We start from the raw sequence: 21,487 nt of genomic DNA, 5'->3' as shown, positions 1-21,487 counted from the left end.
TTCATCCTCTCCCGGTTGGCCATGGCAGGCTTTCGCCGCTTTGCGCGGGCTGTCGCGATATTGCGCGCAATCCGCATGAGTCCGCTCAGGCATGCACGGCTGGCAGCCCGGCGCCCGTGCGCTAACCTGTCCAGCGCCGCCCTGACATCGGGCCTCATTGATGGACGCGTTACTGGTGAGCCAATCCGAACCTGCCGCCTCCTGTTCCGACGCCCTGCGGATCACGGCCGAGACCATGTGGGAATACCTGCCGAGCGACGCCCCCGCGCCGCCACAGCCACATGCCCCGCAGGACGTGGTGTTGCACCTGTTCACCCACCGCAGCATCGCCGAACCGATCCTGGTACCTGCGGTGGCCGAACCGCTGCTGGTGATGGTGCTGGCGGGATCGGCGATCGTCGAAGAGCGTGCAGCGGGCGGCGAATGGGAAAAAAGCGAGGTACGCGTCGGCGACTTCTTTCTCACCAGCACCACGCAGCCCTACGAAATGCGCTGGCAGACCATGGGCGGCGACAGTTTCGAAGTGATGCATCTTTATCTCGCGCCGACGCTGATCGAGCAGGCTGCGCGCGACCTTGGGCTCCGAGCGGCCGGCCCGGTGAATTTCGTCGACGTATCCGGCGGTCGTGACGACTGGGTACGCCTGCTGCTCGAACAGCTGCGCTCGGAGCTTGTCGACAACCGTATGCCGAGCCGCCTACTTGTGCACAGCCTTGCACAAGCCCTGGCGATTCACCTCGTGCGTACCTATCGCGCCCCGCTGCCCACCGGCAGGCGCAGCAATGCCTTGCAAGCCTACAAATTAAGACGCGTCGTCGACCTGATGAACCAGCGCCTGGCGCAAGACCTCTCCCTGGCCACCCTGGCGCAGGCTGCGCAACTGAGCGAGTACCACTTCAGCCGCCTGTTCAAACGCGCTACCGGATTGTCGCCGTCGCACTATTTCATTGGCCTGCGCATGGCTCGCGCCCGGCAGCTGCTGCTGGAAACCGAGCGCAGCGTGATCGATATCGGGCTGGAAGTGGGCTATTCGAGCGCCAGCCATTTCTCGCAAGTCTTTCGCCGAGAAGTGGGCGTAACACCGAGCGCCTACCGCAATCCGGGATAGGATTGGAGGAGTGATCGTTCCAATACCTTCGGCTTCTCGCAAAGGATGGTCAGACAGGCGATTTGAATACGCCTGCACCCGTCAGCAACTGCACGAGGTTTTCCGGCCATAGCGCCTTCGCCTGCGAGGCTGTGGCACGGCTCAGAGGATAACTGGTCGCCTTTCGCCATGTCGGAACATCTGGCCGAACGTTTCCCACAGGAGGCTCGCATCAAGCAACTGGATCAGCTTTCTCACTATTCATGCCTATACGCTGCGGCCCCTCGGATCTGTACGCAGCTCGCCAGCGACCGATATTGAGCCCCGAGCTCTACGAGAAAAACCCCGCCCCCTGCGCCTCTACAGTTGCTGATCGGGCTTTTTTCGGCAATTTCAGGCTACCGCACGCGCGGTCCCTCGCTACTCGAGCGTGCCTGGGTCGGAGGACGGGTCGGTAGGGCCGCCGGGTGAGGAATGCTCGCCGGAATCATCGCGATCGCCATCGTTCTGCATATTGCCGTCGCGCGTGTTGACCTTATGCCCCTCTTTTGTCCGTAACTGGCCATTCTCCCGGTGAACGTCCAGCTCATGTTGAGGCGCCGGCGTGCCGCTCGGGCTTGGCGCCGAGCCTCGGCCAGCGTCGGGGCTTCCTGCCGGCGCCTGGGCCAGAGCGGTGGTGGCGAATAGTAAAGTTGCGGTGGCAATGATGCCGGACATGGATTTCATGGGTGCGCTCTCAAGTTGGTGCATGACTCCTGTTTGGGTCACGAAGCCCATGCGCAGGTTCGCCTCGCACGATCAACGGTAGCCAAACCGAGTCGGCGAGCCCTGGCGCCAGCGTTGCGCAGGCGGCGGAGCAAGCAGCGGATCACCGAGGAAAATCCGTACGCAGCAAAACCGGAGCCTTTGCGGGCTCCGGTTCGGTTTCAGGCGAGGATCACTTGCCAGCGGTCAGCGCGTTGTAGCTGGTCATCAGGTTGCGGTAGTCCGGGATGTGGTCGGTGCAGATCTTGGCCAGGCCTTCCACGTCGTTGCGCCAGTCGCGGTGCAGCTCGCAGGCCACGGCGAACCAGTTCATCAGTTGCGCGCCGGCCTGGGTCATACGCTGCCACGCCGAGTCACGGGTGATCTGGTTGAAGGTGCCGGAAGCATCGGTGACCACGAATACGTCGAAGCCTTCTTCGATGGCCGACAGGGCCGGGAACGCTACGCAGACTTCGGTGACCACGCCGGCGATGATCAGTTGCTTCTTACCGGTAGCCTTGATCGCCTTGACGAAGTCTTCGTTGTCCCAGGCGTTGATCTGGCCAGGGCGGGCGATGTACGGCGCATCCGGGAACATTTCCTTCAGCTCGGGAACCAGCGGGCCGTTGGGGCCGGTTTCGAAGCTGGTGGTAAGGATGGTCGGCAGGTTGAAGAACTTGGCCAGATCAGCCAGCGCCAGCACGTTGTTCTTGAACTTGTCCGGCTCGATGTCGCGCACCAGCGAGAGCAGGCCGGCCTGGTGGTCGACCAGCAGTACGACGGCGTTGTCTTTGTCCAGGCGGTTGTAGGTGGCGTTGGTCATGGTGAAGGCCTCGAATTGTTTTCAATGTGCCGGCTGCGCCGGTGAGTGGGTTTTCGTTCAGCAGTGCGTCACTGCATGGAAGAAAGATTAAATTCGAGGACTTTCTTCGACTAGACGGCAAAAATCGCCTCTAGCGTTCCATTTCGTGAACGATCAACAAGAACCCAGCTGCCATGACTTCACCCAAGTGATGGAGCGAGGTGGTTTCATCGCGGCGGCGCGCTGAATAGATCCTGGCCAGGGCTCGGCCCGTGCCCCACTACTACGCATGGGCTTGCGCCATGGGTGCTCCGCCGCGGACCACCGTGAGCACTGCTTATGGCTGGGCCGCCAGGTCGCCCAGCTGCTGCGCGAGAAAATCCAGGAACGCCCGGGTTTTGAGCGGCACACGCCGTGCGGATGGGTACACCGCGTTGATGGAGATGGGGGGCGCCTGCCAGTCGCACATCACCGCGACCAGGCGACCTTCCCGAAGCGCTTTTTCCACGATGAATGTCGGTAGCAGGGCAATGCCCATCCCCGCTTCGGCAGCCTGGGCCAGCAGGTCACCGTTATTGGCATGCAAGGGCCCCGTTACCAGAACGCTCTGCGTCTCTCGACCATTGCTCAGCTGCAGCCTGACGCCGCCCTGCAGATAGCCGTAGTTCAAGCACTGGTGAGCGGCCAGGTCGCGCGGCACCTGGGGCGTGCCATGAGCTTCGAGATAATCCGCTGAGGCGACCAGCACGCGCGGTGCGGGAGCCAGGTGCCGGGCCACGAGCGACGAGTCCGCCAGACTGGCGATGCGGATGGTCACGTCGAAGCCGCCCTTCACCGGATCGACCTGTTCATCACTGAACACCAATTGCAGTTCCACTTTCGGATGCAGCTGGTGGAACTTGGGAATCAATGGTCCCAGCCGGCACAAACCGAACGACATGGGCGCGTTGATCCTCAATACGCCCTGGATTTCAGCCATTCCGCTACGCGCCCGCTGCTCGGCCTCGTCCAGCGAGGCGAGCAACTCGCGGCATGCCTCGTAGTAATCACTGCCGGCTTCGGTCAGGTGCAGGCTGCGGGTGGTACGTAGCAACAATTGCACACCGAGGCTTTCCTCCAGCGCCTGGATCTGCTTGCTGACTTTGGAACGCGGCACCGCCAGCACTCGCGCGGCGGCGGCAAAGCCATTGGCATTGACCGTGGCAACAAAGGTGCGCATGCACTCTATACGATCCAATACTGTCCCCAATTTGGAATCAATGAATCCCTATTCTAGGTAATTGTCCCCGCTCAAGGCCATATCTAAAGTAGCCTCCATACCGCCGATACGGACCGAAAGCCAGGCGGCAACTTTGCACTTCCAACTAAAAACATAAGGATCTTGCTATGAACGCCTTGAAGAACACCCTCACCGCCTTGGCACTCGCCGTTTCCATTGGCAGCGCCTACGCCGCCGAACCGGTCGCCGAGCACCGCACTCAGAATTTCCTGAATGCGCTGAACAGTGGCGGCGGCAAGCCAATCGAGCAGATGAGCCCCAGCGAGGCGCGCGCCGTTCTGACCGGCGCACAGGCGTCGGTCAAGGTAGACCTGTCCGGGACCGAGGTCAGCGAGCGCACCATCACTACCGACGGCCAGACGATCAAACTGACCATCGTGCGCCCGGAAAAACAGGCCGGCGATCTGCCTGTCTTCATGTACTTCCACGGCGGTGGCTGGGTACTGGGCGACTACCCGACCCACGCGCGCCTGATTCGTGACCTGGTAGTTGGCTCGGGCGCAGTGGCGGTCTATGTCGACTACACGCCGTCTCCAGAAGCGCAGTACCCGACGGCCATCAACCAGGCCTACGCAGCGACTCGCTGGGTCGCGGAAAACGGCAAGAGCATCGGTGTCGATGGCAGCCGCCTGGCAGTTGCAGGCAACAGCGTGGGCGGTAACATGGCCGCGGTGGTCAGCCTGATGGCCAAGGAGCGCAAAGCTCCCGCGCTGCGCTTCCAACTGCTGCTGTGGCCGGTGACGGACGCCAACTTCGAGACGGCCTCGTATCGCCAGTACAGTGAGGGACACTTCCTTACCACCGGCATGATGAAGTGGTTCTGGGATAACTACACCACCGATCCCAAGCAACGCGCCGACATCCATGCCTCACCGCTGCGTGCGACCGCCGAACAGTTGAAAGGTCTGCCACCCGCCCTGATTCAGACCGCCGGCCTCGACGTGCTGCGCGACGAAGGCGAAGCCTATGCGCAAAAGCTGGATGCGGCAGGCGTCGATGTAACCGCCGTACGCTACAACGGCATGATTCATGACTACGGGCTGCTCAACCCCTTGCACGACATACCCGAGGTCAAGGCGGCGATGCGCCAGGCTGCCGGCGAATTGAAAGCTCACCTGAACTGACGGGCCGGCAACGTCCCCATCAGCGGCCTCGCCCGCTGATGGGGAGCGACGCAGTATCGACACCGCCAACCCGGCATCGTCTGGGTTGGCGTTTTTTCGCACATTTGACCTCCCCCCAGTCGACCTCCCGCTCGACAAAAACACTGAATGACTGCAGCCCCCGCAGTCTAACGTCCAGTTGCCCAGCTATATCTCGCCACGCGGCGAAGCCCAACCGACAATCGAGCCATGTCGATGAAAACCTCAAGAATCATTACCTCCGACACCCATGACACGCAGCGTGAGAAACAGGCGGAATTGCTGATTTTCGGCACGCCGAAGGAGCGGCTCGATTTCTATCGGCGGGAAATTCAATACGAAACCAGCCTGCTCGCCGGGCGCACAAATTCCTATCTGACGGCGCAGTCGTTTCTGGTGATCGCCTACGCGTCGTCCATGGCCAACCTGAACGAGAACTGGGGTGCGGTGTTCACCCTGGTGGTTCCGGCACTGTTCACCTTGCTGGGCATCATCAGCTCACTGCACGCCTGGCCGGGAATCAGGGCCTCCGCGACGATCATCGAGCACTGGCACTACAAGCAGGAGCAATTGCTGCGCAGCGAGCCCGAGTTCGGCCATGCCTATGACGACTCACCACTGTTCAGCGAACAGGAGGCAAGCCGGGAGAGCACCTACAAGTCATTGCTGTTCTTTCTGCGCTCGCCCTGGCTGTTCATCGTTTTCTGGAGTGTGCTGGGTGCCTTCTCCCTCTGGCTGCAGTTGCCCTCGGCGAATCTGTGAGCGGTTCTTCGCTGCCGCCAATGCAGGGTGAAAATAGACTGAACATAAGCGGCGGTATTTTCTCCATTGTTTAATCGGGCAGCCTGGGAAGGCTGCCTCAACACGATTCACCCGACTCGCCTTCGCAGCTCGCGGGACGACGTGACGTGTGCAGTCACGCAGACAATTTTCGAGAATCACCGATGGGTAAAGCGAACAAGGTACGCGCTACTGTCATTTGCCGACGTGGCGACAAGTTTCTGTTGGTGCGCAAGGCCGAGGCGAAGTGGAACCTGCCCGGTGGCAGGATCGAAGCGAACGAGAGCGCTGACGCCGCCGCGCTGCGCGAACTCGACGAGGAAACCGGGCTGTCCTTCGCCAGCCTCAACTACCTGGCAAGCCATGAGTTCGGCGCGGGCATCCATCACGTCTTTCATCAATCGGTCACCGACACGCAGACGCCACGACCGCAGAACGAGATAGCGGATTGCGGCTGGTTCGCCCTGGAGGAGCTGGGCGAAATGCCGGTCAAGCGTCCGAGCAAGAAGCTGCTACGCCGCTATTACCAAGCGGGCTGAGCCACTGCGAGCGTGCCGGGTGAAGGCCCTGTCGAGGCATCCGAGAACGGCAACAAGACGCGCCAGCGCCGCTGCCTTCATCGGAACCGGCAGGATCACTAGAGGAAACCGGCATGAACCCGACCACTCGGGGCAAGCCAACTCGCATCAACCGCACCGATCAGGATGGCGGGAAGTGAGCGTCTGCTGCTGGCCGTAACGGTGGCTTCAGCGGTCAGCCGTCAAACCAGCGATCAGGAAGTGGTCGAGCTGCTGAAAAGGCTCGCGGGCCGTTCTGCCGCTCATGAGACACACGCTGAGCCATCGGTAAAACAGCATGAACTCCCTCTGATGCGCGCCAGTCCCCTTCTTAGGGGCGACGACATTGCCACAGGACAGATGAAACGCGCAGGCATCAGTCGCCATAAATCGTCCGATTCACGGCAGGAGAGAACGATGACTAAAGCTCGACTGAATGACGCGCTGGTGGTGATCACAGGCGCGTCGAGCGGCATTGGCCGCTGCGCCGCCCATGAGTTCGCCCGACATGGGGCGCGCCTGGTGCTTGCCGCACGCGACGACGAGGCGCTGGCGTGCGTTGTCGATGAATGCCAGCGACTCGGGGCACGCGCCTTGGCCGTGCCCACCGACGTCACCCGCAACGAGGCGATGGAGAACCTGGCCGAACAAGCCGCGGCTTTCGGCAATGGACGCATCGACATCTGGGTGAACAACGCAGGCGTTGGTGCGGTGGGCTGCGTCGAGGACACCCCGCTGGCCGCGCATGAGCAAGTGGTGCAGACCGACCTGCTCGGTTACCTGCGCGGCGCCTACGTGGTGATGCCTTATTTCAAGGCCCAGTCCTCGGGCGTGCTGATCAACACGCTGTCGCTCGGCAGCTGGGTCGCCCAGCCCTACGCAGCAGCCTACTCCGCTGCCAAGTATGGTCTGCGTGGCCTCACCGAGGCGCTGCGTGGCGAGTTGGTGCAATGGCCGGACATCCATGTCTGTGACATCTATCCGGCAGTAATGGACACGCCCGGTTTCCGTGACGGCGGCAACTTTACCGGCCATCAACTCAGCCCGCCGCCACCCCGCTACGATCCACGTCGTGTCGCCGAAGCCATGGTCGAGATGGCACAGGCGCCACGTGCAACCCGGACAGTCGGTAGCGCGGCCACCCTGCTGCGCCTCGGTCACTTTCTGCTACCTGGCTTCGCCCAGATTTCCGGCCTTGTGGTCGGCCGTGCGCTCAAGCGCGGGCAACCCACGCAACGCTCCACTGGCAACCTGTTCCAGCCGCCATCAGGAGAACGGCGGATCGACGGCGGCTGGCGCACCCCAGCTGAGGGCGTAAGGCGGCCCGTCGTGCTGGTGGGTACGGCAGCTATCGTGCTGCTCGGCTGGGGCTTGCTACGTCTGCGTAACGGCTCGCGCTGACCGATCCGGATATCTCATAGCAGGGCGACCGGCAATCTCGTGCCGCGTCCTCACGCGCTCAAAGTTCGCAGCGGCAGGTCACTGCTGCGGACTTGGCTTTGTATCTTGAAAACCTTGGCACGACTGCATGGCTGCAGTCGCGCGAGCAATGCCTGGTTGATCCCGAGGTATGTCCCACCGAGCGTCTCCGGCAACCAGACTTACACGTTGATTCTCGGGCGGCGCGGGTCATGGCACAGGGCGCCACCGGGATCATTCGTGCATGCCTGTCCGCGCAGGCTCGCCATCGAGCAATCAGTTCGAACTTCTGCTGCTAACGCCTTTCAATCCTGATACATGCCGCGTTGACCAACGCAACCACTCACTGCGCCGTATGCGGCGCATCAGCGGAGGTATCGATCATGAGTTCGAATCTGCAAGGCAAGAAGGTACTGTTCATCACCGCCAACACCGGCATCGAGCGCGACGAGTTGCTCAAACCAATGCAGGCACTGAAGGATCAGGGCGCGAGCGTCACCCATGCCAGCGTCAAGGGCGGCGAAGCCGAGACCTGGCTGAAGGACAGCGAGAAGGATGTCAGCGTGCAGTCCGACACCCAGCTCAAGGGGCTAAGCGCCACGGAATACGATCTGCTGGTGATTCCTGGCGGTACGGTGAATGCCGACACCCTGCGCCAGGACGAAGACGCGCAGCGCCTGGTGCAGGAGTTTCGCGATGCCGGCAAGACGGTCGCGGCGATCTGCCACGGCCCCTGGCTGCTGATCGATGCCGGCGTGGTACCAGGCAAGGTGATGACGTCGTATTCCAGCGTGCGCCTGGACCTGGCCAACGCCGGCGCCAGCTGGGTGGACGCCGAAGTGCAGGTGTGTCCGGGGCAGAACTGGACGCTGATCACCTCTCGCAACCCGGACGACATTCCCGCGTTCAACGACGCGATCAGCCACGCACTGCGGGCCGCCTGAGCGAACCTGCAATCAATGCTGCTCGATGCGATTTCGCCCGCCGCGCTTGGCGCAGTACAGGGCGAATCGCTGCGCGACAAGGCGGCCCTGACGCTGGCATCGCCGGCATTGAGCGTTGAGATGCCGACGCTGAAGTAGGTGAAGGTCGACTCGCCGTCCGCTTGCCTGCGCAACTGGAAGACCATGCCGGGAATTTCGTTGGTCAAATCGGTCATCAGCGATGCGAAAGACGCTTGATGTTGATACGCCATTAGCAGGCTGGCGTCTGATCGTTCATAGCACCGCAGCCAGTGTTGACGGGCCTTTGCATAGGCTGCAGGGCAACCGGCCGCTCTAGACAGGGCGCTCATGGACACCAATGCGCAGTCTTCGGGCTGGCCGAACAGCACAAAATTGTTATGATATAACGTCTTTATCGAATGCCTGGTTTTTCAGCACGCCGGTCACAACCGCACAGCTCGCTATGGACCGCCACCCATCCGAGCTGTTGCAGGCCTACGCAACGACCTCCCAACACATAGAAAACGCAACGCTAGGAATACCCATGAAAGCCACTTCGGCCTCACTCGCCGTCATGACCGCATTGGTCACGTCTCAGCTTCACGCAGCCTCATCCGGCAACTCCACCGTTTCGCTCGGCGAGGTCTATGTCACGCCCGAGGCCAGCAGCACGCTGCGCACTGACAGCATTCTGACCTCGGTCGACATCATGGGCAGCGACATGATCGAGGACAAGAACGTGATGAACAGCTGGCAATTGCTGGGACAGATGCCCGGCATCCAGCTCACCGAAACCGGCATGGGTGCCGAGTCCGGCAAGGCCACCTTCCGTGCCTTCAACGGCGAGGGTTATATCAACGGCATCAAGGTGCTGATCGACGGTATTCCAAGCAACGTCAACAGCGGCAACCAGCGCTTCGTCGACATGATCTTTCCGCTGGACATCGACTACATCGAGGTGGTCCGCGGCACCAACGATCCGCGCTACGGCCTGCATAACATCGGCGGCAACATCAACTACGCAACCCGCCAAGGCGGCAACTATGCCGATAGCCGCCTGACCTACGGCAGCTTCAATACCCGTGAGATGCAGTTGGCGATCGGCCATGAAGAAGGCAACTTCGCGCAGAACTACTTGCTGGCCAAACAGGACTCCGACGGTTTCCGTGACCATAGCAACTCCAACAAATACTCACTGGGCGGCAAGTGGTTCCTCAGCAATGACGAACAGACCTTGCGCGTCGGCGCAATCGCCCGCCTGTACCATCACCAGGCGGACGAAGGCGGCTTCTTGACCCGTGAAGAGTTGCGCGCCAGCCGTACCGATTCGCCGGCCAAGAATGGCAACGACCGCAGTGACCGCGACATGAAGCACCTGAGCCTGCACATGGACTGGCAGCTCAACGACGACCTGAACCTGAGCAACAAGCTGTACTACAACAGTTACAACGATGACCGCTCCATCACCTTCACCAGCTACGAACCCGGCAACGGGCCACGTCAGCGCCGCTTCTGGGACGAACAGCAGCGCGGCATGCTGAGCAATCTGACCTGGCGAGCCAACGATCTCCTGACCCTCGATGGCGGCATCAACTATGAAGAGCAGCACAACGCCTACGAGCGTCGGCGCTTTACATTCAACGTTCCCACTGATTTCGATGTCGCCCCGGCGCGCATTCAGAACAACGATCACTACACCCTGCGCAACCTGGGCGGGTATGTTCAAGCCGTCATCCAACCCACCGAGTCACTGAAGGTCATCCCCGCCATACGCGTGGACAAATTCACCGGCAACACCAACATATCCAGTACCAACAACGGCGTCACGACGACGGGCAAAGGTCCGCTTCAGGACTATGGCTGGATCGAGCAGCCCAAGCTCAGCGTGGTCTACAGCGTCAATGACGATATCGATGTCTACGCCAACTGGGGCCGCACTTTCCAGATACTGACCGGTAACGCCAACCCGGGCTACCTCGTCAATGGAGCAGGCAGCTACGACCCGTCGATCAACACCGGCAAGGAAGTGGGGATGAAATTCCGGCCCTTCGCTGGCACCGAAACCCGTATTGCCGTGTGGCAGCAGGATGCCACCGATGAAGTCGCGAACATGCCGGCCATTGACGCCACCGTGGGCCTGGGAGAAACCCGTCGTCGCGGCATCGACATGCAGTTCACCTCTCAACTGAACCAGCAATGGACAGTATGGGGCTCTCACGCCATCCAGGAAGCCAAGGTCGTCAAAGGTCTCGACGGCGACAACAACTCGCTCAAAGGCAAGGAGGTGTTCTCCACCCCGCGCTATATCAGCAACCTGGGGCTGGATTATCGCTACAACGATGACTGGCGCTTCGGCCTGCAGGCCCGCGCGCAGGGCGACTACTACATCGAAGAGAAGAACGAAGCCGGCAAATACGGCGGCTTCGCGGTATTGGACGCCAGTGTCAGCTACCAGTTGAGCGCCTCTACCAGCGTCGATCTGCAGGTCAAGAACCTGACTGACCGCGAATACGAATACGTCTGGTACGACAACGTCTGGTGGGGCCCAGGCCAGGAACAGCCCATGTACTCCCCGGCACCCGGCCGCTCGGCCTACCTGTCGATGAACATAAAGCTGTAATACCGGATTACTCGGCCGCGTAAACCCAACGGGCTCTACGCGCAAAGGAAACGGCCAGGGTTTGACCCTGGCCTTTTTTCATCTGCTGATCAGAAGTACTTCAACCAGCGAATGTCCCGCCGCCGCGCCTTGAGCCTCGCGAACCATTGGGTTGGCGGGAACAGCAACATGGCCAGCACCACTGTCGCGGCCCAGACCCAGGCCATCGAGGCGAAGCCGAAGTAATGCCCCTGGTTTGCACCCCAGACGGCGAACGCGGCGATGTAGAGGAGCTTCAGTACATACAGGTGCAATAGATAAAAGAACATCGGCGCACTGCCGAATACCGCCAGCACGCGTACCACGCGCCCCTCGTTGCGGCGCTCGAAGGCAGCCAGCAGTAGCAGGCCAATACCCAGCGTCAGCGCCAGGAACAGCAGCGACGGCGGGTATTTGGTGATGTTGAGCAGGCTCATCAACGTCTGCAGCCCGCTCTCCCCGACCGCCCAGGGTTTCTCGCCATAGCCGTTGACCAGGCGCAGCGCCACGAACAGCGCCAGCGCGCCGCAACCGCCCCATTGCAGCGCCCGCATGCGCTGCGTTGGCTCGCTCGCTCCGCGGAACCAGGGGCCGATCACATAGCCTAGGGCGATCACACCGATCCACGGCAGCAGCGGATAGGAGGTGCGCAGACGCAGGTTATCGGAGAGCTCGATCCAGCCGCGGTCATGCAGCACCGCCCAGGGGATATGCATGGCTGACTCCACACCGAAGTGCAGCCCGTCGAGCAGGTTGTGCCCGGTCACCAGCAGCAGGCCCAGCACGGCCAGCAATGCGCGCGGCAGCCATAGCAGCAGGGACAGCGCCAGCATGCTCAGGCCGATGGCCCAGATCACCTGCAGGTAGATCACCGTAGGCGGAAATTGGAAGGTCCAGGCGAAGTTGACCAGGGTGAACTCCAGCACCACGAGAAACAGCCCGCGCTTGAACAGAAACGCACTGGTCGCCGCCCGGCTCATCTGTTTTTCCCCGAAGAGAAAGGCCGAAAGCCCGGTTAGCAGGATGAATACCGGCGCGCACAGATGGGCCAGGGTGCGGCTGAAGAACAGTGCCGGCTCGGTGGTGGTCACGTCCATCGGATCACCGACCTGCTGATGCAGGTAGAAGGTTTCGCGAACGTGATCGAGCAGCATGAAGAGGATGACCAAGCCGCGCAGGGCATCGATCGAAAGCAGACGATTGGAGGGCATGGAAGGCTTCGAGTAAGGCGTGAAGGAAACGTAATACTATAACCAATCGAGGCGGCGGTGACGCCACTGTCATGCGTGCTCACAATGACCGCAGCTCACACCCAAGCTGAACGAAGCCTGCCAAACAAAGTCGGAAAAGCACCACATCCGCCACGGAGGCCCATCCCATGTTGCCCACCCGCGCTCTGCTGTCAGCCTTGGTCATGGTCGTGATAAGCCCGCTTGCCGATGCGCAGGAGGCCTTGCGCATCCAGAGTCTGCAACGCTGTGGCGACCTGCTTGGCGGCGAGAAGCAGGAATGGTGCATGCAGGTACGCGGCCTTGGCGAAGCGATACCCGAGCTGCACCTCGGCGACGCCACACTGCCCGCCTCGGCGGTGCAACGCAGTGGCGACACCCTGCGCCTGCAGCTCGACAGCAACGAACATCGCAGCGCGCCGTTGTGGCTGGAAGACGGCTCGCGCGAGAGCAACCCGGTATGGCTGTCATTGCATCGCAGCCATGTGCTGGCCGCCGGCCCGGATGAAGTGGCGAAGAACATGGACGGCCTGACCACCTACGTCGATCTGGTCAGCCTGTTGATCGAGGAGAGCCACGACGGCCTCGATGAGGCCAAGCGTCTGGCGAAGAAATACGATGCCAAGGTGGTCGGTGCCATCCCACCGCTGAACGTCTACCAGCTGCGCCTGCCAGTGAAAGATCTTACCGAGCGCGATGCGCTGGTACTGCGTATCGGCAGCGAAACCAGCGTTGATGCGGTGGTCGTGGAGGAAAGCGCCCCCGAGCGCGGCGAAGAGAGCGAAGCCGCGCGCAAGCCGGCGCATAAACCGAAGAAGAATTCCGAGGAATGGGCCGCCAACCGTTTCATGGATGCGGTGAACTACTACCAGCGGCGCATTCCCGCAGGCGACTCGCCCATCGACGCCGAGCGCATCCGCGTGGGTGTGATCGAGCGTAACGTCGACTTCGACGCGCCTGATTTTGCCGACTACCTGGGCGCCTGCCCGGACGGCGAGCCGCGCACCTGTGTATATGCACGCGACGCCGACAAGCCGGACAATCACGGCAGCACCGTGGCCGGCATTTTGGCCGCGCACTGGGACAAGGGTGGCAACACCGGCTTCCTGCGCGGGATGGACAAGGCCAGCAACGGCTTCGACGTCATAGTCGAGCGCAACTCGGATGCCGGCATCACGGCCAATATCGCCGCGTCGGTCAATCTGGTGGAAGACGGCGTGCGCGTGCTCAACTGGAGCTGGGGTATTCACCGCGTCGGTACGCGCAACGTCGAAGGTGACGAGATCGACTCGCTGGTGCGTTCGGGCATCGCCATGAGCGGCTACGAAGAGTTGCTCGAGGAATTCTTCCTGTGGCTGCGCGAAGAACACCCGGACGTGCTGGTGATCAACTCTGCCGGCAACGGCTCGTCCTATTCCGGCCGGGACGAGTACCGTCTGCCCTCCTCCTTCATCACCGAACAACTGCTGGTGGTCGGCGGGCACCAGCGCAGCAAGAAGGACGAGGTTGAAATCGACGACCCGAGCTACGTGGTCAAACGCAACTCGTCGAACGTCGACATGCGCGTCGACATCACCGCGGCTGCCTGTGCCCAGGCCTCGACCCACGAGGTCGACGCCACCGGCGAGGTGCATTGCGGCACGTCCTACGCCACCCCACTGGTGACCGGCGTGGTCGCTGCGATGCTGTCGATCAACCCGGATCTGCAACCGGAACAGGTACGCATGCTGCTGAGGCGCAGCGCCATGACCATCGGCGGCGAGTACGACTTCGAACCGATGGACGCCGAGGACCTGACCGCGCCCATCCTGCCGTCCGAGCGCAACTATCAGCTGAGCGACAAGGACGTCGGCCGCTCCGCACGGCTGGATATGCAGAAGGCGCTGGACCTGGCGGTACAGAGTCGCGACCGGGTGCGCTGAAGAGCGTGCCGCTCACTCGCTGCAAACGCGCTCGTACAACTCCACCGGCTCGACCTTGCCCTGGCTGCCACACGCGCTGTGCCCCAGCCCCAGGTGGCGAAATCCGGCCTTGAACAACACACGCCCGGACTGCGGATTGCGCGCCAGGTGGCTGGCGTGCAGACGACGCAAGTGCAACTGGCGGAAGGCGAACTCCACCAACGCATTGCAAGCCTCGCTGGCGTAGCCACGGTTCCAGTAAGGCACGCCGATCCAGTAGCCCACCTCGGCCTCGCCGCGGCCGATATCTTTCAGCGCAATGCTGCCGACCAACTGGCCGCTGCCGGACTCGGTGATGATGAAGTTGGCCGCAGCGCCGCTGAGCCACTCCTGGATGCAGCGTTCGATCCACCGCTGCGCCAGTTCTGGCGGATAAGGGTGGGGAATGCTGCTGGTGACATCGGCGATACGGAAGTCACCGGCCAGGCGCTGCACCTGATCGGCATCCTGCAGCTGTGGCGGGCGCAGCTGCAGCCGTTCGGTTTCAATGTGTTGCTGGTCCATTTGCGTTTCCCTCGCTCCCTCAGTTTGCGTCGCGCACACCGCGCCTGGACCAATCGACTCAGGCCGGAGACGGCCCAATGGGATAGAACTGTCCGCAGCTCCAAACGCCCAGCCAGGTTTCTCCGTCGATCTCGCGCTCTACCGCCAGCTCTACCAGTTGGTAGAACACGTTGCGGTGAATCAGCGCCTCGAGGTTACGCCGCACCAGAATGTAGGGCGAGGGTTCGAGTGTCGCAGGATCGGTCTCGACGCGAATCGGGTGCTCGACGCCGGCCACGACTTCGTCCTCGACGTTGGTGGTGAAGCGCAGCACCTGCGCCTCGCCCTCGCCTTCCACCTGCAGGGTCACGGCCACGAACGGGGCATCCTCGACCTGAATGCCGACCTTCTCCACCGGCGTAATCAGGAAGTAGTCGTCGCCGTCGCGGCGGATGATGGTGGAAAACAGCCGCACCATGGGTTTGCGGCCGATGGGCGTGCCCAGGTAATACCAGGTGCCGTCGCGGGCGATACGCATGTCGATATCGCCACAGAAATCGGGATTCCACAGGTGTACGGGTGGCAGGCCCTTGCCTTCGCCCTTGGGGATCTGCGCCAGCAGGTCACCTGCCTTGCCTGGATCGCTCATCGTCTTTCCTCGTCCGTAGTGTCGCGAACTGACGAGGATACACCGTGCCACCTGTCGCGGCTAAAGCCCCTCCCACAAGTTCGGCGCGCCGATTGCCCCTATTCTTAGCGCCCAACGCCGATCAGGCTGCGCGCATAGTCATGCAGCGGCGGGCCGATCAGGTCCTGGGGCTTGGCATCGTAGAACGTCAGGAATCCGCCACGGCTGCGAATCCGCGCCGTGTCTACCAGATAGCGGGTATTGGTCTCGATCAGCATCAACTGGATCGAGGCGCGGTCGGTGCCGAGGCGGTCCACTGCTTCCTGATCCTCCCACTCCTCCATCGTGCCGATGCGGTCATCGCTGTAGGCGAAACGCGCGTACAGCAGGTAGTGCGCGCCGGCACTACGCGCTTCGGCCATGGCTTCATCCAGGCCTGCAGGCTGACGTGCCCGGCGCACCAACGGGAAGTATTCGACGAAGCCCTTGAAAGCTTCCTCGGCCACCACATTGGGCCGCGGATAACCGTGGCCAGGCGGCACGAAATGGCCCTGGGCGATGTAGATGAACGAGTCCTGCTGCAGGCGCCGCGACGCCATGCGCTCGGTGCGGCCGTGGTCGAGAAAACCGGCATCGCGCAGGTGGTACTCGGCGCCACTGGCCAGATCGCTGACCTTCATGCAGCCAGCCAGCCCCAGCAGCGCCACCAGTAGAAGCAGGTTACGCATGAATCAATCCTCCTCGTGCCGGCGACGGAAAACCGGCGAATGAGGCGTAGATGCAGATTTTGCGCCAGCCTTGTTAAAGCCCGCGCTGCCACTCCTGACGCAGGTTCGCCTGCTGCGGTCGCTCGATGGCGCTGCGCACCTGGGCCAAAAGACGCTCCTTGTCGCGCCCCAGGTTGCCCTTGAGCACCAGATAATTGGAGGCATGATCGCTGCGAAACACCGTCTGTTGCAGCTCGAGCCCCTGCAGCAGGCGCTCGACTTCAGTGAACAGCTGCAACTGCGTAAGCGGCTGATAATCGGCGAACTGCTGACGAAAGCGCGCCTCGCCCATGGGGAAACTGACCACCAGTGTAGACAGGTATTCCGGCTGGACCTCATTCATCAGCCGCGCCGAATTGTCCGCATGCTGAGCGCTGAGTGCCTGGCCACCAAGCCCATTGAGAATCATCACCGAACGGGTGATACCGGCTTGGCCGAGCTTTTCCAGGGCACTGAGGCTGGAGGCATAGGTTTCCCCCTTGTTGACCCGCGCCAGCACCTCGTCATCGCCCGACTCGCAGCCGACATAGGCCATCTTCAAGCCGGCATCAGCCAGCTCCCTGAGCTCCTCCACTGATTTCTTGCGCAGATTGCGTGGCAGGCAGTAACTGGAAACCCGGCGGACCTCGGGCATGTGCTCGCGGATGGCTCGCAGGATGGCCAGCAAACGTCGAGTCGGCAGCACCAGGGCATCGCCATCGGCGAGAAACACTCGATTGACGATCAGTTGCTCGCCAGCACGACGAATCTCCTCCAGCACCTGCGCTTCGTCACGGGCACGGAATTTCTTCTGTGGGGCGGTGTACATCTCGCAGAAGGTGCATTGATTCCAGGAGCAGCCATTGGTGACCGGCAGAATCAGCGACTGGGCTTCGCTCGGCGGGCGAAACACCGGTTCGATGTAGTCGATGGGAAAACGGGCAGACATTCGCAGCACTCGCAAAGAGAAAGCCCGCACAGTCTATCCGGCCGTGGTGTGACTGCCGAGCCACACGGCAATGACTCAACCGCCGATGATCTTCATCACCGTCACACCACCGGAGAATGCCAGGTCCTGCTTGTCGCCCAGCGCCTTGATCAGCAGACGCTGCAGCGCCGGCAAGGCCTGGTGGCGCGGCTTGTCCAGCAGGTCGCCGACGAAGTGGCGATTGCTCGACGACAGGCAACCATGCAGCCAGCCGGTGGAGGACAAGCGCAGGCGCGAGCAGGTACGACAGAACGGTACGCTTTCATTGGCAATCACGCCGAAATGCCCGACACCCGGGATGGCGTAGCGCATCGCAGTGGCATCCACAGGGGCACTGGCCTGTGCGTACTGGTGCCGAGTGCCGATCAATTCGAGCAGCTCCGGCAGACCGACGAACTGCTGGTTGAAGGCATTGGATTCACGCGCCAGATGGCCCATGCGCATCAGCTCGATGAAGCGCAGCTCGAAGCCACGCTCCAGACAATAATCCAGCAGCGGCAGCACCTGGTCGAGGTTCTGCCCGCGCAGCGGCACCATGTTGACCTTGATTTTCATCCCGGCTTCACGCGCCGCTTCCATCCCGGCCAGCACGGTAGCCAGGTCGCCACCACGGGCGATGCCGCGGAAAGCCCCGGCATCGAGGGTATCGAGGGAAACGTTCAAGCGGCGGATACCGCATTCGACCAGCAACGGCAATTTGCGCTCGAGCAACTGACCGTTGGTGGTCAGGCTGATGTCGTCGAGGCCGAGCTGGCTGACCTGGCGCAGGAAAGGCTCCAGACGCGTGCTGAGCAGCGGCTCGCCACCGGTGATGCGCAGGCGTTCGATGCCGGCCGCTTCGATCAGGTAGGCAACACCGCGGGCCATGGCGCCAGCGGAGAGTTCGTCCTGAGCGGCGACCAGGCGCTTGCCGTTCGGCACACAGTAGGTGCAGGCGTAGTTGCAGGCGGCGGTCAGGCTGACGCGAAGGTTGCGAAAGCGTCTGCCCTGGCGATCAACGATCATGGCGTACTCCGTGATGGATAACCGGAGTATATCGCCGTAACCGGCCAGGGCGCATGGGCCATCGGCCAGCTGAATGAGCGGGGTCGCATTTGCCGCGGGTGGGTGTCGCCCCGGCAACGAACCCGCCGGGGGTCAGTCGCGCTTGCGCTTGTTGCCCATGCGCACACCGATGTCCATGAGGAACTGGAAGAACCCTTCCTGATCCTCGAGCACATTGCTCCAGAACGGCGAGTGGTAAAGCGCCACGGCACCATGCACCAGCGCCCAGGCGGCGCAGTAATGGAAATATGGCGGCACGTCTTCCAGCTTGCCTTCGGCGATACGGTCCTTGATCAGCTGAGTCAGGCGCTCGAAATTGGACGCACGGATCTTGTGCAGCTGCTCGACCATTTCCGGCACCTGGTTGCCCTTGACCACCTTTTCTTCCAGGCGGTCGAACAGGCGATAGCGCTGCGGATCGCGCATGCGGAATTCGAAGTAGGCACGCGACAGCGCTTCCTTGTCCCGGTCCACATCGGCCGAATGCAGCAGCTCGTTGAGATCGCGCTCGTAGTCGAGCATCAGGCGCAAATAGATTTCCGCCTTGGACTTGAAGTGCTTGTAGATGGTGCCTTTGCCGATACCGACCGCATCAGCGATCATTTCGACGGTGACGCTGTCTTCTCCTTGTTCGAGGAAGAGTTTCAGCGCGGTGTCGAGAATCTCTTGCTCGCGGCGACGGAATTCGCGGACCTTACGGGGTTCTTTCTGCATAAAGGGACTGCGGGGTCAAAAATCGAAGCCGACTATTATGCCCAAATGCGGCCAAATTGCACGGATCATCCGACCATGTACGTGTTTCATGATGAGTTTCCCCTGGAAAATGGACTGCGTTATCTGAACCACGCAGCGGTCGCTCCCTGGCCGAAACGCAGTGCTGAAGCGGTACGGCGGTTCTCGGAAGCGAACATGACCAGCGGCGCGCGTGACTATCCCGACTGGTTGAAACTTGAGCGTAGCCTACGCGAACGCCTCATGCGCCTGCTGAACGCACCCAGCACTGGCGATATCGCACTGGTCAAGAATACCTCCGAAGCGCTCTCCTTCGTGGCCTTCGGCCTGGACTGGCGCGCAGGTGACCAGGTGATCATCAGCGACGAGGAATTTCCCTCCAACCGCATCGTCTGGCTGGCACTGGCGGCTCAGGGCGTGGAGGTGATCGAAGTCAGTCTCAAGGGTGATGACCCGGAAGCAGCACTGCTCGCTGCCTTTACCCCGCGCACTCGCCTACTGTCGGTCAGCGCCGTGCAATTCGCCAGCGGCCTGCGCCTGGATCTGCCGCGCCTCGGTCGCGGCTGCCGCCAGCATGGCGTGTTGTACTGCATCGACGCCATCCAGCAGTTGGGCGCCCTGCCCTTCGACGTGCAGGCCTACGACTGCGACTTCGCCATGGCCGACGGTCACAAATGGATGCTCGGTCCGGAGGGGCTAGGGGTCTTCTATTGCCGCACTGCGGTGCGTGATCAGTTGCAGCTGCACGAATACGGCTGGCACATGCTGGAGCATGCCGGCGACTACACGCGCCAGGACTGGCAACCGGCACGCAGTGCCCGGCGCTTCGAATGCGGCAGCCCGAACATGCTTGGCGCCTTCGCCCTGGAGGCGAGCCTGTCGTTGCTGGAGGAAGTCGGCATGGAGACCGTCGGCGCATTGCTGGCAGAACGGGTGCAGCGCCTGAACGACGACATTCGTGCATTGCCCGGTGCGGTCGTCCATAGCCCACTCGCGCCTGCGCGCCGCGCCGGCATCTTCAACTTCAGCCTGGCGGGCTGGGACAACGCGGCGTTGTACCAGCGCCTGCGCGAGGAACAGGTGATCTGCGTGCAGCGTGGCCCAGGGGTGCGCCTGTCGCCACATTTCTACACCAGCGAGCAGGTGATCGAAGAAACCTTGAGCCTCCTAACCCAGTTGGCAAAAGGGTGAGGACTCAGCAGCGGCCGCGGTATTCCAAATCTGTTTAAAAAACGTTCAATCCGGCCTGGACGCTGGCCACCGATGGCCAATACTGGAATTACTGGTGTGCGGCATCTCCCCCCAAGTGCCCCGCCAGCCAAGGTACCGTGGACCGCGTACCTTGATTTACTCCTAATGGTCTTGACCCGGATTCATCCCCCAGAATCCGGGTTTTTTTTGCCTGGCCTACGACCAGAAGCACGAACCGTAACCCGGCTTCAGGCCACGCTGGCCAGCGGGAACAGGCGTTTGAAGTTGTCCGAGGTCTGCTCGGCCAGCGTCTCGTAACTGACGCCGCGCAGCACCGCCAGGTACTCGGCCACTTCACGCACGTATTGCGGCAGGTTGGGCTTGCCGCGATGCGGCACGGGCGCCAGGTAAGGCGAGTCGGTTTCCACCAGCAGGCGGTCGGCCGGCACTTGGCGGGCAACCTCGCGCAGCGCCTCGGCGTTGCGGAAGGTGACGATGCCGGACAGGGAAATATAGAAACCGATATCCAGCGCCGCCTTGGCCATCTCCCAGTCCTCGGTGAAGCAATGCAGCACACCGGCTTGCGGTAGCGCCGCCTCGCGCAGCAGCGCCAGGGTATCGGCGCGAGCCTCGCGGGTATGCACGATCACCGGCTTGCCAGTGATGCGTGCCGCTTCCAGATGCAAGCGGAAGGACGCCTGCTGCAGCGCGGCAGACTCCGGCTCATAGTGGTAATCCAGGCCGGTTTCACCAATGGCGACCACCTTAGGATGCGCCAGCTCGCCCAGTAACCAGTCCAGCGCCGGCTCCGCGCCAGGCTCGAGATCCAGCGGATGCACGCCCACCGAGCAGTCGACATCGGCGTAGCGCTCAGCCAGGCCCTTGACCGTAGCAGCGTTGTCAGCGCTTACGCCGATGCACAGGAAGTGGCCGACGCCAGCGGTACGCGCTGCCTCCAGGGCAGCATCCAGCGAACCGCCATGGGCAGCGAGGTCGAGACGATCAAGGTGGCAATGGGAGTCGATCAGCACAGCGGGAGAACTCGGGCAAAAGGAAAGCCCGAATTGTAATCGAAAGCGGCAGGTGCCTGGTC

The 21,487-nt window shown here is 62.0% G+C and carries 20 protein-coding genes and 1 pseudogene; 9 read left to right on the top strand and 12 right to left on the bottom strand.

The window, feature by feature from the left end; genetic code table 11:
• Nucleotides 1-160: 160 nt before the first annotated feature.
• Complete coding sequence (locus tag B3P22_RS13505; RefSeq protein ID WP_296271322.1) at nucleotides 161-1,108, top strand: AraC family transcriptional regulator; 948 nt, start codon at nucleotides 161-163, stop codon at nucleotides 1,106-1,108.
• 399 nt (nucleotides 1,109-1,507) lie between these two features.
• Here B3P22_RS13505 and B3P22_RS13500 read toward each other — a convergent pair whose 3' ends face one another.
• The 3 genes from B3P22_RS13500 to B3P22_RS13490 all read right to left on the bottom strand — a co-directional run bounded on the left by B3P22_RS13500 (nucleotide 1,508) and on the right by B3P22_RS13490 (nucleotide 3,870).
• Nucleotides 1,508-1,813: a hypothetical protein gene (locus B3P22_RS13500; RefSeq protein ID WP_296271321.1), complete on the bottom strand. Its 306-nt coding sequence runs from the start codon at nucleotides 1,811-1,813 to the stop codon at nucleotides 1,508-1,510.
• Nucleotides 1,814-2,024: 211 nt separating this feature from the next.
• On the bottom strand, nucleotides 2,025-2,654 hold the full coding sequence (gene ycaC, locus B3P22_RS13495; protein WP_183892921.1) for an isochorismate family cysteine hydrolase YcaC: 630 nt from the start codon (nucleotides 2,652-2,654) through the stop codon (nucleotides 2,025-2,027).
• Between the two features lie 316 nt (nucleotides 2,655-2,970).
• Nucleotides 2,971-3,870, bottom strand: a complete 900-nt coding sequence (locus tag B3P22_RS13490) for a LysR family transcriptional regulator (RefSeq protein WP_296271320.1) — start codon at nucleotides 3,868-3,870, stop codon at nucleotides 2,971-2,973.
• A gap of 149 nt (nucleotides 3,871-4,019) precedes the next feature.
• Here B3P22_RS13490 and B3P22_RS13485 point away from each other — a divergent pair, with 149 nt between their 5' ends.
• The 5 genes from B3P22_RS13485 to B3P22_RS13465 all read left to right on the top strand — a co-directional run bounded on the left by B3P22_RS13485 (nucleotide 4,020) and on the right by B3P22_RS13465 (nucleotide 8,754).
• Nucleotides 4,020-5,036, top strand: a complete 1,017-nt coding sequence (locus B3P22_RS13485) for an alpha/beta hydrolase (protein ID WP_296271319.1) — start codon at nucleotides 4,020-4,022, stop codon at nucleotides 5,034-5,036.
• Between the two features lie 234 nt (nucleotides 5,037-5,270).
• Complete coding sequence (locus B3P22_RS13480; protein WP_275544621.1) at nucleotides 5,271-5,816, top strand: hypothetical protein; 546 nt, start codon at nucleotides 5,271-5,273, stop codon at nucleotides 5,814-5,816.
• Between the two features lie 182 nt (nucleotides 5,817-5,998).
• Nucleotides 5,999-6,373: an NUDIX hydrolase gene (locus tag B3P22_RS13475; protein ID WP_296271318.1), complete on the top strand. Its 375-nt coding sequence runs from the start codon at nucleotides 5,999-6,001 to the stop codon at nucleotides 6,371-6,373.
• A 435-nt stretch (nucleotides 6,374-6,808) separates the two neighbouring features.
• Nucleotides 6,809-7,792, top strand: a complete 984-nt coding sequence (locus B3P22_RS13470; protein WP_296271317.1) for an SDR family oxidoreductase — start codon at nucleotides 6,809-6,811, stop codon at nucleotides 7,790-7,792.
• 401 nt (nucleotides 7,793-8,193) lie between these two features.
• On the top strand, nucleotides 8,194-8,754 hold the full coding sequence (locus tag B3P22_RS13465) for a type 1 glutamine amidotransferase domain-containing protein (protein WP_197855896.1): 561 nt from the start codon (nucleotides 8,194-8,196) through the stop codon (nucleotides 8,752-8,754).
• A gap of 12 nt (nucleotides 8,755-8,766) precedes the next feature.
• On the opposite strand, the pseudogene B3P22_RS23925 reads toward B3P22_RS13465, so the two are convergent.
• Nucleotides 8,767-8,966 (bottom strand): annotated as a pseudogene (locus tag B3P22_RS23925) (sensor domain-containing diguanylate cyclase); the annotation flags it as partial.
• Nucleotides 8,967-9,298: 332 nt separating this feature from the next.
• Between B3P22_RS23925 and B3P22_RS13455 the strand changes: the two are divergent.
• A complete protein-coding gene (locus B3P22_RS13455; protein WP_296271316.1) occupies nucleotides 9,299-11,374 on the top strand; it encodes a TonB-dependent receptor in 2,076 nt (691 codons plus the stop codon).
• Nucleotides 11,375-11,463: 89 nt separating this feature from the next.
• On the opposite strand, the gene B3P22_RS13450 is transcribed toward B3P22_RS13455, so the two are convergent.
• Nucleotides 11,464-12,603 carry a DUF1624 domain-containing protein gene (locus B3P22_RS13450; RefSeq protein WP_296271315.1) on the bottom strand — a complete coding sequence of 380 codons (1,140 nt, stop codon included), beginning with the start codon at nucleotides 12,601-12,603 and terminating at the stop codon, nucleotides 11,464-11,466.
• Between the two features lie 170 nt (nucleotides 12,604-12,773).
• Here B3P22_RS13450 and B3P22_RS13445 point away from each other — a divergent pair, with 170 nt between their 5' ends.
• Complete coding sequence (locus tag B3P22_RS13445; RefSeq protein WP_296271347.1) at nucleotides 12,774-14,543, top strand: S8/S53 family peptidase; 1,770 nt, start codon at nucleotides 12,774-12,776, stop codon at nucleotides 14,541-14,543.
• Nucleotides 14,544-14,555: 12 nt separating this feature from the next.
• On the opposite strand, the gene B3P22_RS13440 is transcribed toward B3P22_RS13445, so the two are convergent.
• From B3P22_RS13440 to B3P22_RS13415, 6 genes are all read right to left on the bottom strand, one after another.
• Nucleotides 14,556-15,086, bottom strand: a complete 531-nt coding sequence (locus tag B3P22_RS13440; protein ID WP_296271314.1) for a GNAT family N-acetyltransferase — start codon at nucleotides 15,084-15,086, stop codon at nucleotides 14,556-14,558.
• 58 nt (nucleotides 15,087-15,144) lie between these two features.
• Complete coding sequence (locus tag B3P22_RS13435) at nucleotides 15,145-15,714, bottom strand: DUF1285 domain-containing protein (protein ID WP_296271313.1); 570 nt, start codon at nucleotides 15,712-15,714, stop codon at nucleotides 15,145-15,147.
• Nucleotides 15,715-15,818: 104 nt separating this feature from the next.
• Nucleotides 15,819-16,421: a DUF4823 domain-containing protein gene (locus tag B3P22_RS13430; RefSeq protein ID WP_296271312.1), complete on the bottom strand. Its 603-nt coding sequence runs from the start codon at nucleotides 16,419-16,421 to the stop codon at nucleotides 15,819-15,821.
• Nucleotides 16,422-16,494: 73 nt separating this feature from the next.
• On the bottom strand, nucleotides 16,495-17,388 hold the full coding sequence (locus tag B3P22_RS13425; RefSeq protein WP_296271311.1) for a radical SAM protein: 894 nt from the start codon (nucleotides 17,386-17,388) through the stop codon (nucleotides 16,495-16,497).
• A gap of 75 nt (nucleotides 17,389-17,463) precedes the next feature.
• Entirely contained in the window at nucleotides 17,464-18,432 is a 969-nt protein-coding gene (locus B3P22_RS13420) for a GTP 3',8-cyclase MoaA (protein ID WP_296271310.1), read from the bottom strand.
• Between the two features lie 132 nt (nucleotides 18,433-18,564).
• Nucleotides 18,565-19,185, bottom strand: a complete 621-nt coding sequence (locus B3P22_RS13415) for a TetR/AcrR family transcriptional regulator (RefSeq protein ID WP_197855904.1) — start codon at nucleotides 19,183-19,185, stop codon at nucleotides 18,565-18,567.
• A gap of 75 nt (nucleotides 19,186-19,260) precedes the next feature.
• On the opposite strand from B3P22_RS13415, the gene B3P22_RS13410 reads away from it, so the two are divergent.
• Complete coding sequence (locus B3P22_RS13410; RefSeq protein WP_296271309.1) at nucleotides 19,261-20,394, top strand: aminotransferase class V-fold PLP-dependent enzyme; 1,134 nt, start codon at nucleotides 19,261-19,263, stop codon at nucleotides 20,392-20,394.
• Between the two features lie 248 nt (nucleotides 20,395-20,642).
• Here the strand turns inward: B3P22_RS13410 and B3P22_RS13405 are convergent, their stop codons facing one another.
• Nucleotides 20,643-21,425 (bottom strand): TatD family hydrolase, encoded by a 783-nt coding sequence (locus B3P22_RS13405; RefSeq protein WP_296271308.1) that lies wholly within the window; start codon nucleotides 21,423-21,425, stop codon nucleotides 20,643-20,645.
• Nucleotides 21,426-21,487 lie beyond the last annotated feature (62 nt).

Source organism: Pseudomonas sp. UBA6323 (assembly GCF_002439135.1).
Lineage (GTDB): Bacteria > Pseudomonadota > Gammaproteobacteria > Pseudomonadales > Pseudomonadaceae > Aquipseudomonas.
Note: the sequence above shows the minus strand (reverse complement) of the source record. Positions and strands in the feature narration are given on the sequence as shown.